Source organism: Martelella sp. UBA3392 (assembly GCF_002358775.1).
Taxonomy (GTDB): domain Bacteria; phylum Pseudomonadota; class Alphaproteobacteria; order Rhizobiales; family Rhizobiaceae; genus Martelella; species Martelella mediterranea.
In genome coordinates this window covers 1-13216 of record NZ_DEPM01000276.1, presented here as the reverse complement: position 1 = coordinate 13216, position 13216 = coordinate 1, and the positions used below count along the sequence as shown (strand labels likewise).

General features: G+C 63.3%; 12 protein-coding genes. 8 read left to right on the top strand and 4 right to left on the bottom strand.

Annotated elements, in window-relative coordinates; translation table 11 throughout:
* Positions 1-256 precede the first annotated feature (256 nt).
* Positions 257-1504 carry a 3-oxo-isoapionate-4-phosphate decarboxylase OiaX gene (oiaX, locus tag B4E36_RS21250; RefSeq protein WP_292058377.1) on the bottom strand — a complete coding sequence of 416 codons (1248 nt, stop codon included), beginning with the start codon at positions 1502-1504 and terminating at the stop codon, positions 257-259.
* A gap of 169 nt (positions 1505-1673) precedes the next feature.
* Here oiaX and B4E36_RS21245 point away from each other — a divergent pair, with 169 nt between their 5' ends.
* From B4E36_RS21245 to nanR, 7 genes are all read left to right on the top strand, one after another.
* On the top strand, positions 1674-2609 hold the full coding sequence (locus B4E36_RS21245) for a D-ribose ABC transporter substrate-binding protein (protein ID WP_292058376.1): 936 nt from the start codon (positions 1674-1676) through the stop codon (positions 2607-2609).
* A 70-nt stretch (positions 2610-2679) separates the two neighbouring features.
* Positions 2680-3318, top strand: coding sequence for a DUF2291 family protein (locus B4E36_RS21240; RefSeq protein ID WP_292058374.1), 639 nt, complete (start codon positions 2680-2682; stop codon positions 3316-3318).
* A complete protein-coding gene (locus B4E36_RS21235; protein WP_292058370.1) occupies positions 3315-4865 on the top strand; it encodes a sugar ABC transporter ATP-binding protein in 1551 nt (516 codons plus the stop codon). Before B4E36_RS21240 ends, B4E36_RS21235 begins: the two co-directional genes overlap by 4 nt.
* Positions 4865-5926 (top strand): ABC transporter permease, encoded by a 1062-nt coding sequence (locus B4E36_RS21230; protein WP_345900796.1) that lies wholly within the window; start codon positions 4865-4867, stop codon positions 5924-5926. Before B4E36_RS21235 ends, B4E36_RS21230 begins: the two co-directional genes overlap by 1 nt.
* A 12-nt stretch (positions 5927-5938) precedes the next feature.
* The gene (locus B4E36_RS21225) at positions 5939-6958 is read left to right on the top strand and encodes a Gfo/Idh/MocA family protein (protein WP_292058365.1); all 1020 of its coding nucleotides are present in this window, start codon (positions 5939-5941) and stop codon (positions 6956-6958) included.
* Positions 6955-8688: a hypothetical protein gene (locus B4E36_RS21220; protein ID WP_292058363.1), complete on the top strand. Its 1734-nt coding sequence runs from the start codon at positions 6955-6957 to the stop codon at positions 8686-8688. The genes B4E36_RS21225 and B4E36_RS21220 overlap by 4 nt, the downstream gene beginning before the upstream one ends.
* 132 nt (positions 8689-8820) lie before the next feature.
* A complete protein-coding gene (nanR, locus tag B4E36_RS21215) occupies positions 8821-9537 on the top strand; it encodes a transcriptional regulator NanR (protein ID WP_345900795.1) in 717 nt (238 codons plus the stop codon).
* Between the two features lie 10 nt (positions 9538-9547).
* On the opposite strand, the gene B4E36_RS21210 is transcribed toward nanR, so the two are convergent.
* Positions 9548-10912, bottom strand: a complete 1365-nt coding sequence (locus B4E36_RS21210; protein ID WP_345900794.1) for a four-carbon acid sugar kinase family protein — start codon at positions 10910-10912, stop codon at positions 9548-9550.
* Between the two features lie 118 nt (positions 10913-11030).
* Here B4E36_RS21210 and B4E36_RS21205 point away from each other — a divergent pair, with 118 nt between their 5' ends.
* The gene (locus tag B4E36_RS21205; RefSeq protein WP_345900793.1) at positions 11031-11861 is read left to right on the top strand and encodes a phosphogluconate dehydrogenase C-terminal domain-containing protein; all 831 of its coding nucleotides are present in this window, start codon (positions 11031-11033) and stop codon (positions 11859-11861) included.
* Positions 11862-11931: 70 nt separating this feature from the next.
* On the opposite strand, the gene B4E36_RS21200 is transcribed toward B4E36_RS21205, so the two are convergent.
* Both B4E36_RS21200 and B4E36_RS21195 read right to left on the bottom strand, forming a co-directional pair.
* Positions 11932-12123 (bottom strand): hypothetical protein, encoded by a 192-nt coding sequence (locus B4E36_RS21200; RefSeq protein ID WP_018064051.1) that lies wholly within the window; start codon positions 12121-12123, stop codon positions 11932-11934.
* A gap of 81 nt (positions 12124-12204) precedes the next feature.
* Positions 12205-13056, bottom strand: a complete 852-nt coding sequence (locus B4E36_RS21195; RefSeq protein ID WP_345900792.1) for a fumarylacetoacetate hydrolase family protein — start codon at positions 13054-13056, stop codon at positions 12205-12207.
* Between the last annotated feature and the right edge of the window lie 160 nt (positions 13057-13216).

Below are 13216 nucleotides of genomic sequence, written 5' to 3'. Positions count from 1 at the left end.
AGCCGAAGACCGCCGGTAATGGCGCAAATTCATGCCGCCCAGTTCAGCGCGCTTGACGCGCTGAACCGACTCAATCGCGGGCGTGTTCATTCCATGATCAGAAGATCATGGAATGCCGCCCTTGCGGGTTTGCCCAAACCGGCCCTCCACTTTGTCGAAGCCCTTCGCCATAGCTATGGCCATGCCGCGCGGACTTCTTCGCGTGGAATGACCGGTTTGGGCAAACAGAACGGATTCCATTTAAGCCTGAAGGGCTCTAGCCCCATTTTTCAAGCGAGGCGGCGAGGTCCGGATGGCTGGCGGCATAGGCTTCCAGTGATTGTCCCGACGCCGCCGCTTCCCAGGCCTGGCGGATGGCGCGCACGCCGGCGGCCGGGCCGCCCGGATGACCGTGAATGCCGCCGCCGCCGAGATACATCAGGTCGAGCGTGCGGCCGGTGCGCTCATAGGTCTCGACCGCCTGTCCGCCCCACTGTCCCGAGCAGACCACGGGCAGCGGTCGGTCATCCTTGGAGAAGATCGGCGTCATCACGTCATGGAAGGATTTGACGAAGCTTTCGTCGGGTTCCCAATATTTGGCGCGGATGCCGTTGATCTGGAACTGGTCGACTCCAAGCAGCCGCCAGATCTTCTGATAGGCCCTGAATTCCATGCCGAGCGCCGGATGCCGGGTCAGGATATCCCAGCCATTGCGGTGGGCGTGCAGGCAAAGCGCGGAGCGCTTTCGCAGGAACGACATGCCGCCATGGCCGATCGAGTTGATGTTGACGACCGCGGCATTGCCGCCGTTCTTCACCACATAGTCGTGGTTTTCCATCATCGTGTCCGGGTCGGCGGACGAGATGCCGAAGGCGTACATGACCAGTTTTCCGGTCCGCTCGGCATGGTCGCGGATCACCGGCATGATCGCATCGACCCGCGCCGTGAGCGGCGCGTAGCCGGGGTTCATCATCTTCTCGTCGTCCTTGATGAAATCGACGCCGGCTTCGCAGAGCGTCTTCACCACCGCAGCAGTGTCCTCCGGGGTAAGCCCCAGCGAGGGCTTGATGATCGAGGCGATCATCGGGCCGCTCTCGACCCCCATCAGCCGGCGCGATCCGGCAATGCCGAATTGCGGACCGGGGTGGCAGGACCACGCCTGAGGCAGATCGATATCCATGACCCGGATGCCCGACAGTCCGCGCGCTGCAAACACGCCGCCGATCGCGATCGTCATCAGCGCGGCGATATCGGTGCCGATCGCCTCCAGCGGATAGGCGATCGTCACGTCCGCGCGGTGGTATGGCCCTCCCCCGGCGTTGTCGGGAAAACCGGGGGTTTCGCTATCGGCGAGCGGCGCGATCGTCTCGACCCGGGCCGCGCAGCGCTTGCGCACCGCATCGGTCTCGCCCGGCAGTTCCGTGAAGGTGCCGGTCGACTGGTCTGAGGCGATCTTGGCGGCCATCGCCTCGATGCTACCGGCGCATTCGATGCGATAGGTAACCCGGATAAAGTCTTCGTTCATGTGTTCCTCCATCACGCTCCGCCGGCCCGAACACCGAAAACGGCCGCTTACAGGTTTTCATCTGTAATGCTCATCATACCTGTTGACAAATGATTTATCATACCACAGGGTTTGTCCGATCCAGGGAGATAGCCATCCATGGGGGATGGACTGATGGAGGAGAAAACCTATGAATATCAAGAGACGCCTGTTTCTGGCGGCCTTCGCCTTGTCGACGGCCCTTCCCGCCTTTGCCCATGCCGAAGGCCTGATCGCGATCATAACGCCAAGCCACGACAACCCGTTCTTCAAGGCTGAGGCCGTGGGCGCCGAAGCGCGCGCCAAGGAGCTTGGCTATGACACGCTGATCCTGGTCCATGACGATGATCCGAACAAGCAGTCGGAAATGTTCGATACCGCGATCGCCCGCGGCGCATCCGCCATCATCCTCGACAATGCCGGCGCCGATGCCTCGGTCGCGCCGGTGCAGCGCGCCAAGGATGCCGGCATCCCGTCCTTCCTGATCGACCGCGAGATCAAGGAAAGCGGCATCGCCGTCAGCCAGATCGTCTCCAACAACTATCAGGGCGCCCAGCTCGGCGCCGAGGAATTCGTCAGGCTAATGGGCGAGGAAGGCCCCTATGTCGAACTGCTTGGCCGCGAAGCCGATACCAATGCCGGCATCCGCTCCTCGGGCTATCACGACATCATCGACCAGTATCCGGACCTTGAAATGGTGGCCCAGCAGTCGGCCAACTGGTCGCAGACCGAGGCCTATGAGAAGATGGAAACCATCCTCCAGGCCAACCCGAACATCAAGGGCGTGATCTCCGGCAACGACACCATGGCCATGGGCGCATGGGCCGCGCTTGAAGCCGCCGGCCGCACCGACGTCATCGTCGTCGGCTTCGACGGCTCCAACGATGTGCGCGATTCGATCATGAAGGGCGGCATCAAGGCGACCGTGCTGCAGCCGGCCTACCGCCAGGCCCAGCTCGCCGTCGAGCAGGCCGACCAGTACATCAAGACCGGCTCCACCGGCCAGCCTGAAAAGCAGCTGATGGATTGCGTCCTGATCAATGGCGAGAACGCCGACAAGCTCGAAACATTCGCGCTTTCGAACTGATCAAGGCGGGTCCGGCGCATTGCGCCGGGCCCGGCCATCACCGAAATCCTGAATAAATTCTGGGTGTGACATGCACGCGATGAAACTGTCGGCGGCGATCCTTGCGCTCCTGCTGCCTCTTGGCGGCTGCAAGCTGGTGCCGACCGACAAGCCCGATGCCGAGCAGGCCGAGGCGCAGACTGATGAGGCCCGGATGGCCGCCTATGCCGACGAGAACTGGTCGGACAAGGTCTTGCCGGTCATCGCGGAAAATACCGTCAATTACGAAACGCTGCAGCAGGCGCTTGCAGCCGGCGTCGATTCCGCAGGCGCTGAATATGGCCTCAGGCCCGATGGCGAAGCCAATCCCTGGAATTTCGTGGTTGAAGGCGAAGGCACGGTGACCGAGGCCAAGCTCGACAGCCGCGCGGCCAGGATGCAGGTCGATATGACAGGCGACGGCGAGCCCGATGTCACGCTGCAGATCGGCCCGATCATCCGCGGCACGGCGCTGCGCGATGCCATGCCTTTCATCACCTTTACCGATTTCCGCGACCAGATCGAGTTCGCCAAGCTCGCCCGCGCGATGAACGAGAAGGCCCATGCCGGGCTCGACATTCCCGAGGGCGATGTCGTCGGCAAGACCGTTGCCTTCACCGGCGTGTTCACCCTGCGCAGTCCGGACGAGGAACCGGAAATCGTCCCCACCGCCATCGAGGTCAAGCCATGACCGAGCAGCATCCGGTCGGCCTCAGGATCATCGGCGGCACCAAGATCTATCCGGGCACGGTGGCGCTGAAATCGGTCGATTTCGAACTGCGCATGGGCGCGGTCAACGTGCTGGTCGGCGAGAACGGCGCCGGCAAGTCGACGATGATGAAGGTGATCGCCGGCGTCGAGCAGCTCACCGAAGGCCGGATCGAGATGGATGGCGAGGAGGTCAGCTTCACCTCCACCGACGATGCCGAGCGTCACGGCATCGGCATGATCTTCCAGGAACTCAACCTGTTCCCCAATCTCACCGTCGCCGAGAACATCTTCATGGCGCATGAGAAGACCCGATACGGCTTCGATATCGATGCCGAGGGCCAGCGCGCGGAAACCCGCAGGCTGATGAAGCGGCTCGAGCACAATATCGATCCCGACACGCTGGTTGGCGATCTCAAGGTCGGCCAGCAGCAAATCGTCGAGATCGCCAAGTCGCTCGCCCGCAAGGCGAAGATCCTGATCCTCGACGAGCCAACCTCGGCGCTGTCGGCGACCGAAGTGGAAATCCTGTTCAAGGTGATCGCCGAGCTGAAGGCCGAGGGCGTCGGACTGGTCTATATCTCCCACCGCATGGACGAACTGATCCGCGTCGGCGACTACATCACCGTCCTTCGGGATGGCGCGATCACCGGCGCACGTTCGATGGAGGGCGTCGACGTGCCCTGGATCGTGCGGAGCATGATCGGCGAGAGCTCGAAGGATTTCGCCAAGGAGATCGAACATCCCTATGGCAAGGAGGCGCTGCGCGTCGAGGACATACGGCTCCCGGATTCCGGCGGCGGCTTCGTCGTCGACGGTGTTTCCTTCAGCCTGCGCCAGGGCGAGATCCTCGGCATTTACGGGCTGATGGGCGCCGGCCGCACCGAGCTTCTGGAAACCATCATCGGCCGCCATCATCTGGCCGACGGCGAGGTCTGGGTGAACGGCAAGAAGATGGGCAAGCCCAGCGTCTCCGACCGCATTGCCCACGGGCTGGCGCTGATCCCGGAAGACCGCAAGCATGACGGGCTGGTGCAGATCCTCTCGATCCGCGAGAACATGACGTTGAGTTCGCTCGGCGCCGTCACCCGCGGCTTCCACATGAACCTCAAGGCCGAAAAAAACCGCGTGGCCGAATTCGTCAAGCGCATGGTGATCAAGATCGCCTCGCCGGAAAACCCGGTCTCGTCGCTTTCGGGCGGCAACCAGCAGAAGGTGGTGATCTCCAAGGCGCTGATGACCGGCCCCAAGGTGCTGCTGATGGACGAGCCCTCTCGCGGCATCGATATCGGCGCCAAGGCCGAGGTGTTCCGCGTCATGCGCCAGCTCGCCGCCGAAGGCCTCGGCATCGTGTTCGTCACCTCGGATCTGGAAGAGGTGCTGAGCCTTTCCGACCGGATCATCGTGATGTCGAACGGCAGGATCACCGGAACATTCAATCGCGACGAGGCAACCGATACCAAGCTCGTCCAGGCATCGGCCGCGGGTCACAACCCGGATGCCGATCAGTTGAACAGAAAGACCGCATAATGACTGACATGACCGCAAACGGCGTCGGCCAGGGCCAGAGCAGCGCATTGCTGATGTTGATGAAGGCCAGAACCTTCATCGCGCTGATCCTTGTGTTCGTCTTCTTCTCCATCTTCGCGCCGAACTTCCTGTCGACCGCGAATTTCGTGATCATGTCGAAACATGTGGCGCTCAACGCGTTTCTGGCGATCGGCATGACCTTCGTCATCATTTCCGGCGGCATCGACCTATCCGTTGGCTCGATCGTCGGGCTTTGCGGCATGGTGGCCGGCTACCTGCTCCTGAACGGCCTCGATCTCGGCATCGGCTGGACGGTGCAGTTCAACACGCTGGAAATCTGCCTGATCGTCGCTCTTGTCGGCATCGCCATCGGGGCGCTGAACGGGTTTTTGATAACAAAACTCAATGTCGCACCCTTCATCGCCACGCTCGGCACGCTCTATATCGCGCGCGGTGCTGCCATGCTGTCGAGCGGCGGCGAGACCTTTCCAAACCTCACCGGCAGCGTCGAATACGGCTCGGCGAGCTATCGCTTCATCGGCTCCGGTTCCGTCCTCGGCATTCCGGTCTCGATCTGGATGCTGATCGCCGTCGGATTGCTGGCCGCCTATATCGCCAAGCGCACGCCGCTCGGCCGGTTCATCTATGCCGTTGGCGGCAATGAACGCGCGGCCGGGCTTTCGGGGGTGAAGGTCACCCATGTCAAATATTTCGTCTACATGTTCTCCGGCTTCTGCGCGGCGCTGGTCGGCATCATTATTTCCTCCCAGCTTGTTGCGGCCCATCCGGCAACCGGCGATACTTTCGAGCTAAACGCGATTGCAGCGGCCGTTCTCGGCGGCACCTCGATGTCGGGCGGGCGCGGCAGGATCGGCGGCACCATCATCGGCGCCTTCGTCATCGGCGTGCTTTCCGACGGGCTGGTGATGATGGGCGTCTCGGCCTTCTGGCAGACCGTGATCAAGGGCGTGGTCATCATCGCCGCCGTGGTCATCGATCAGGCCCAGCAGCGGGTTCAGGCACGGGTCGCGCTGCAGGCGCAGGCCGCCGTCGGCAAGTAAAAGAGGTTTTACATGAAGGGCGCTCTCATCGGCTGCGGTTTCTTTGCCCGCAATCAGCTTCACGCCTGGCGCGATATCGACGGCGTCGAGATCGTGTCGCTCTGCGACCGCGATGCCGGACGGCTCAATGATGCCGGCGATCAGTTCGGGATCGAACGCCGCTACAGCGATGCGAACGCGATGTTTGCCGATGGCGGTTTCGATTTCGTCGATATCGCCACCACCGCGCCCTCGCATCGTCCGCTGGTGGAGGCGGCCGCGAAGGCGGGCGTCCATATCATCTGCCAGAAGCCGTTCGCCGAGGACATGACGGATGCCCGCGCCATGGTCGCTGCCACTGAAGCCGCCGGCAAGGTGCTGATGGTGCATGAGAATTTCCGCTGGCAATCGGCGGTGCGCGCGGCGATCGATACGCTGCGATCCGGCGCGATCGGCACGCCGTTCTTCGGGCGCGTCTCGTTCCGCTCCGGTTACGACGTCTATGCCGGCCAGCCCTATCTCGCGGAGGGCAAGCGCTTCATCATCGCGGATCTCGGCATCCATATCCTCGATATCGCCCGGGCGCTGTTCGGCGAGGTTTCGGCCATCACCGCCAGCACCAAACGGGTCAATCCGAAGATCAAAGGCGAGGATGTCGCCACCATGCTGCTTGCCCATCAGGGCGGCGTCACCAGCGTGGTCGACTGCTCCTATGCCACAAAACGCGAGCCGGAAACCTTTCCGCAGACGCTGCTGGAAATCGACGGTACGCAGGGGACCTTGCGGCTCGATGTGGGCTACCGGCTGACGATCCAGGCCGGCGGCAAAAGCGAGACCCGCGACGTTGCCCCGCCGGTGCTGCCCTGGGCCGAACGGCCCTGGCATAACATCCAGGAAAGCGTCGCGATCATCCAGCGGCATTTCGTCGATTGCCTCGGCGAGGGCCGCGTGCCCGAAACCTCCGGCGCCGACAATCTCAACACTTTCGCGCTGGTGGAGGCCGCCTATCTTTCAGCGGCCGAGGGCCGGACCGTCAAGCTGGAGGAATTGTGAGCGATCCCGTTTCCCTTTATGGCACCAGCCAGCAACCGGCGCCGCTTGAGCGCCTGAGCCATGGCGACGTGGCGGTGACGCTGCAGGATGGCGCGCTCCGCCACCTTGCCGTTCGGGGAACGGAAATCATCCGCTCGGTCGCCTTCCTTGCGCGCGATCGCGACTGGGGCACGATCGTGCCGGAGATTGGCACGATCAGCCGCGAGCAGAATGATGCGCTTCGTCTCACAATCCCGATGGTGTTCCGCTCGGGCGATGCCCGGCTCGACGTCACCGTCCGTATTACACTTGCCGGCGACAGTCTGAGGGTTGAAGCCGAAGGTCGCGCCACCGGCAATTTCGAAACCAACCGCGCCGGCTTTACCGTCCTGCACCCGATCAAGGGCGTTGCCGGAGCGCCGGCCCGCGTGACCCATGCCGATGGCAGCGTCGAGGACGGGGCCTTTCCGGCGCTGATCGAACCGTGGCAGCCATTCATGGACATCGCCGCGCTGGAACACCGCGCCAACGGCTTTGCGGTGCGCACCGCCTTTTCCGGCGATGTCTTCGAGATGGAGGACCAGCGGCAATGGGGCGATGCCTCGTTCAAGACCTATAACCGCCCGCTGGCATTGCCATGGCCCTATGAGATCGGCGATGGCGAAACCCTGTCGCAATCCGTCGAGATCACGTGGAAGGCGGATGCAGCAGCCGTTGCGCCGGCTCCCGATCCCGATCACCGGACCGCCCGTTTTCCCGAAATGGCGCTGGTGCTGACGGCGAGCGATGCGCTGCGGCTTGCCGCCAACCCCGAGGATTTCGATATCGTCAGCCCGCAGCGGCTGCTCTGCCATGTCGATGCCGCGGCCGAACCGGCCGGTCCACAGATCGCGGCCTTTGCCGCGCTTCAGGCCGCGCTGCCGGAGCCTGCCTATGATCTAGAGCTGATCTGCCGTTTCGCCGCCGGTGAAAGTCCGGCAGATGAACTCGCTGCCCACGCGGCCGTCGTAGCCACATCGGGGCTGGTTCCGGCCTCGGTTTTCGTGTGCCCGTCCGTCGATCGCCAGTCGACCCCGCCGGGCTCCGAGTGGCCGCCCTGCCCGCCGCTGGACGAGATCCATGCGGTGGCGGCCGAAGCCTTTCCCGACATTCTACGTGGCGGTGGCATGGCGAGCTTCTTTCCGGAGCTGAACCGCAAGCGTCCGCCGCTGCAACACCTTGCTTTCGTCAGCCACGGCCTGTGTCCCATCGTGCACGCGGCCGACGATATCTCCGTGCTTAAGACGCTGGAGACCATCCCGCACATTGCCCGCTCGGCAAGGGCGATCATCGGCGACCGCGCCTATCGCATCGGGCCCGCGACGATCGCCATGCGGCAGAACCCTTATGGCGCGCGCACCATTCCCAATCCGGAACAGGGCCGGGTCTGCATGGCCGATTTCGATCCCCGCCATTTCGCCGCCTTCGGTGCGGCCTATGCGCTGGGGCTCGCGACCGCGCTTTCGCCCTTCGATGTCGCGGTCTGGACGCCGGCCGCACTTTACGGCCCACGCGGGCTTTTGCGCGAGGATGGCACGCCCTCGCCGCTGGCATGGGTGCTGGAAGCGCTTGCCGGATGCGCAGGAAAAAAGGTGATCGCCGCGACAATCAAGGGTGGTCTGGCACGGCTTGCCTTCGAAGACGGTCATGAATTCACGGCCAACCTCACCGATCGGATGCTTGACGGATTGCAGCCTTTCGACTGGCGCTGAAGCGATTTCGGTCACGGCGGCGGCAGAGCTGGGTATAAGGGCAAAGCTGACCGTGACGGGACTCAACTAATTGCGGCGGAAGAACTATCTTTCTAAAAGGACGGCAGCGACAACACCGGAGAGCAGGGCGCGATGAACAGGGCACAGGCAGGCGACAGGATCGTTCGCCGCAAGCTATCAGACCAGGTGCTGGAACGGATGCACGACATGATCCGCAGCGGCGAGTTGAAGCCGGGCGACTACATGCCGTCCGAGCGCGCCCTGATGGAACGCTTCGGCGTGGGCCGGCCGGCGGTGCGTGAAGCGCTGCAATCGTTGCACAACAGCGGCCTGATCACCATCAATCACGGCGAGCGCTCGCGGGTGAAGGAGATCAACCCGGCGACGATCCTGACCCAGTCCGACGAGCTTGCCCGGCTGGTGCTGAGTGCCGCGCCCGCCAATCTCGACCACCTCAAGCATGCCCGCCAGATGTTCGAGCTCGGCATGGTGCGGGTGGCGGCCGAAAAGGCGACAGATGCCGATATCGCCGAGCTTCGCGAACTCGTGGCGCTGCAGCGCAGCCAGCTCGGCGATGCGACCGCGTTTATCGGCACGGACATGAAGTTCCACCGCAAGATTGCCGCGCTCACCGATAACCCGATCATCGTCTCGGTCTCCGATGCCATGCTCGGCTGGTTGTTCGAATATCACGTCAGCCTGCTGCATCGCTCCGGCGGCGAGGAGCTGACGCTGGCCGAACACGACAAGATCGTCGATCACATCGCCGATCATGACGTGGACGGCGCGATCGAGGAAATGCGCCATCATCTCGAGCGCACCCGCGACGTGTTTCAGATGAAGAGCTGAAGGGCTCTGATCAGCGCGGCCCGCCGCCCTCGCGAATCCAGCCGAAGAAGTCTTCCGAGCCCATCTGTCCGCCCTTCAGCGCGATCTGGAGCCCGTCATGACGGCCCTCGCTGTGGCCGAGGCAGAGCGCTGCGCCGGGGATCGTCGGGGCAAGCGCCGTGAGCGCCTCGATGCCGAGCGCGCGCATGCCGTGGCCAGACGTATCGCCGCCGGAAATGACGGCGCGGCGCAGACCGGATTGCTGCAGGACCCGGTCGAGAACGCGGCCGAGCGCCTTGCCGATCCGGGCATTGGCGGTTTCGAAATCGAGCGATGATGCCGAAAGCGCTGCCCTGAAGGCGGCAACGCGCGGGTCGTCGGGGCCGGCGGCGGATGTCACCAGAACGCTGGCCCCGGTTTCAAGCGCGCGCAAGGCGGCTGTCGTCGCGCGCGTGATTTCGGCTTCGACGCCGGCTTCATCGCCGACCACGCTTGCCGCATCGAAACCGATGATTTCAAACCCGTTCTCCGCCGACCAGGCGATCTGGCGGGCAGTGCTCGGCGAGACCGAGCCGGAGATCGCGGCGATCTGCGCCAAAGGCCCGGCGCTTTCCGGGGGCGGCGGCGGGGCGATTTCGCCGGTCTCCTGCCAGTGCCGGACAAGCGCGTATTCGAGACCTTGTGAGCCGACCGCCAGACGAAGTCGAACACGGTTTTCCCAGATCAGCCGACCGACGGCCAGTTCGCTGACGGGGTCCATATCGTCGAGCGAGATGATCCGCGCGCCGGCGGCAATCGCTTCATCGAGCGCGCGGTGTGCGGAGCCGGACCACAGCGCCTCCAGATCGATCAGCGCGGAGCGAAGGTCTGTCTGGCGGGCGAGGTGGCGCAGCAGGTCGGCCTCGTCCATCGGCGTCACCGGATGGCGGGCCATGACCGGGTGACGGTCGAGACGGAAGACGCCTTCGAATATCCCAGCATAGAGATGACCGAAAGACTGGTAGCGGCGCATCTGCGGGGCCGCCGTCACCAGCGGCACGGCCTCAGAATCGCGGATTTCGAGCGCGATCTCGATGGCGCGGCCGATATTGCCGGCGGTCGGCGAGGAATCGAAGGTCGAGCAGACCTTGTAGTGCAGGATCTCCGCGCCGGTGGCATCGAGCCAGGCAAGCGGACCCGGCAGATTGGCCGACATCCAGCCCGGCCCATGGCTGCGGGCGGTGGAGGCGATGCCGAGCGCATCGGCGCTGGCGAAGCGTTTCGCGAGCGCAGGGCTCGGCACATCGGAAAACAGGACGGCGTTCAGTCCGGCGAATGCCAGTACCTCCATGACGGCCGCCGAGCCTGTGAAATCATCCCCAAACCAGGCCAGTCTGGGTCTCGCGCTGCCTGTCATGCCGTCATGCGCTCCTGCTTGCAAAATTTGGCTCAATCATCGATTGACATTATCACCTACATATTATCTGATCATACCAGATAAACAAGACATGACTCCATGGGAGGTAGACTGAAAAATGACGAAAGTCGCATTGTTCGGCGCTGGCGGTAAAATGGGCGTCCGCCTGTCACGCAATCTGGCGAAAACCGATTTCGAGGTGCGCCATATTGAGGTCAGCGACGTGGGCAAGGCACGGCTGAAATCGGAAGTGGGCATTGACGCCGTGGACGCTGCGACCGGGCTTGCCGGCGCGGATGTCATCATCCTCGCCGTGCCGGATACGGTCATCGGCAAGGTGGCGGCGGGGTTCGTCAAGGACCTCGCGCCGGGCACCATGGTCGTGATTCTTGATGCGGCGGCGCCCTTTGCCGGCCACCTGCCGGAACGGGACGACATCACCTATTTCGTCTCCCATCCCTGCCATCCGCCAATCTTCAACAATGAGGCGACAGAGGCCGGCCGCAACGACCATTTCGGCGGCGTTGCCGCAGAACAGGGCGTCGTCAACGCGCTGATGCAGGGTCCGGAAGAACATTATGCGCTGGGCGATGCCATCGCGAAGGCGATCTACGCGCCGGTGGCCCGCACCTACCGCGTGACCGTGGAGCAGATGGCGCTTCTGGAGCCCGGCCTTTCGGAAACCGTCTGCGCCTCGCTGCTGGTCGTCATGCGCGAGGCCATGGACGAGGTGGTCGCCCGCGGCGTCAGCTATGATTGCGCCCGCGACTTCCTGCTCGGCCACATGAACATTCTCGGCGCCGTTATCTTCGACGAGGTCAAGGGCGGGCAGTTCTCCGACGCCTGCAACAAGGCGATCGAATTCGGCAAGCCGGCCCTGATGCGCGACGACTGGAAAAAAGTGTTCGAGCCCGACGAGATCGCCGCAAGCATTCAGCGAATCACCTGATCGCGCAAGCCTTGGGTCGCCTAGTCCGGGTTAGCGCCCTTCAGGTTTGAATGGTCGAATTCGCGTTCGATCATCTGCCTTTGCATAGGTCATCACGGAAAACCGCGTCTGTTCGCAGGAAGCTGCGAACAGACAGCCGGTTCGAACACCACAGCGTGTAACCGCCATCAACGATATAAATCGTCCCGGTCGTGAAGCTCGACGCGTCGCTCGCCAGCTCAACCCCGTCCGCGAAGGCGACCTCGACCGGCGCACCGCTCACGACGCATCCTCCAGGAAAGGATCGCGCGCAGCTTGCCGCATCGCCTCGCGATATTCCGCGCCCGAGAGCGCGCAAGAATGCTTACGCGTTCCAGGCGATCGTTTTCTGGGTCTGTTCACCAAGGCCCTCGATGCCAAGCCGCATGGTCTGGCCTTCCTTCAGATAGACCGGCTCCGGCTTCTGGCCCATGCCGACGCCGGGCGGGGTGCCGGTGGAGATGATGTCGCCCGGCTGCAGGCTCATGAACTGCGACAGGTAGCTGACGATGTGCTGGACGCCGAAGATCATCGTCCTGGTCGAACCGTCCTGGTAGCGATGGCCATCGACTTCCAACCACATGGCAAGGTCCTGCGGATCGGCAACCTCGTCGCGGGTGACGAGATAAGGCCCGATCGGGCCGAAGGTGTCGGCGCTCTTGCCCTTGACCCACTGGCCGGAACGCTCGATCTGGAATTCGCGCTCGGACATGTCGTTGACGACGCAATAGCCGGCGACGTAATCCATGGCGTCGGCCTCGTCGACATAACGGGCTTCCTTGCCGATGACGACGCCGAGTTCGACTTCCCAGTCGCTCTTCTTCGAATTGCGGGGAATGCGGACATCGTCGTTCGGGCCGACGATCGCGCTGGTCGCCTTCATGAAGATGATCGGCTCCTCGGGGATCGCAGCACCCGTCTCGGCGGCGTGATCGGCATAGTTGAGGCCGATGCAGATGAACTTGCCGACCTTGCCGACGCAGGCGCCGATGCGGGAATCGGCCGGCAGCACCGGCAGGCTGTCGATATCGGCAGCCGCGATCTTCGCCAGGCCAGCCTCGGAAAGCACGTCACCGGCGATGTCTTCAACGACCGAGGAAATATCGCGATAGCTGCCATCGGTGTGGAGGATGGCGGGACGTTCGGCACCCTTGGCGCCAACTCGTAGCAGTTTCATATCAGGTCTCCTGTGTCACGGCGCCGAGGCGCCTTTCATCTGCCTTTGTGGCAGCAAACCTCGTTTCAAGTTGGAGAGGCAAGGAGAGCATGACAACCGCTCTTTGCCTCTCGAAACTCCTCCAGCCCCTCCACTTGCGTCATCAACTCTGTTGTTCTTG

Excerpts from the sequence above, each read along its gene's own strand:
- oiaX (WP_292058377.1), bottom strand. The coding sequence starts at position 1,504 with ATGAACGAAGACTTTATCCGGGTTACCTATCGCATCGAATGCGCCGGT.
- B4E36_RS21245 (WP_292058376.1), top strand. The coding sequence starts at position 1,674 with ATGAATATCAAGAGACGCCTGTTTCTGGCGGCCTTCGCCTTGTCGACG.
- B4E36_RS21240 (WP_292058374.1), top strand. The coding sequence starts at position 2,680 with ATGCACGCGATGAAACTGTCGGCGGCGATCCTTGCGCTCCTGCTGCCT.
- B4E36_RS21235 (WP_292058370.1), top strand. The coding sequence starts at position 3,315 with ATGACCGAGCAGCATCCGGTCGGCCTCAGGATCATCGGCGGCACCAAG.
- B4E36_RS21230 (WP_345900796.1), top strand. The coding sequence starts at position 4,865 with ATGACTGACATGACCGCAAACGGCGTCGGCCAGGGCCAGAGCAGCGCA.
- B4E36_RS21225 (WP_292058365.1), top strand. The coding sequence starts at position 5,939 with ATGAAGGGCGCTCTCATCGGCTGCGGTTTCTTTGCCCGCAATCAGCTT.
- nanR (WP_345900795.1), top strand. The coding sequence starts at position 8,821 with ATGAACAGGGCACAGGCAGGCGACAGGATCGTTCGCCGCAAGCTATCA.
- B4E36_RS21210 (WP_345900794.1), bottom strand. The coding sequence starts at position 10,912 with ATGACAGGCAGCGCGAGACCCAGACTGGCCTGGTTTGGGGATGATTTC.
- B4E36_RS21205 (WP_345900793.1), top strand. The coding sequence starts at position 11,031 with ATGACGAAAGTCGCATTGTTCGGCGCTGGCGGTAAAATGGGCGTCCGC.
- B4E36_RS21195 (WP_345900792.1), bottom strand. The coding sequence starts at position 13,056 with ATGAAACTGCTACGAGTTGGCGCCAAGGGTGCCGAACGTCCCGCCATC.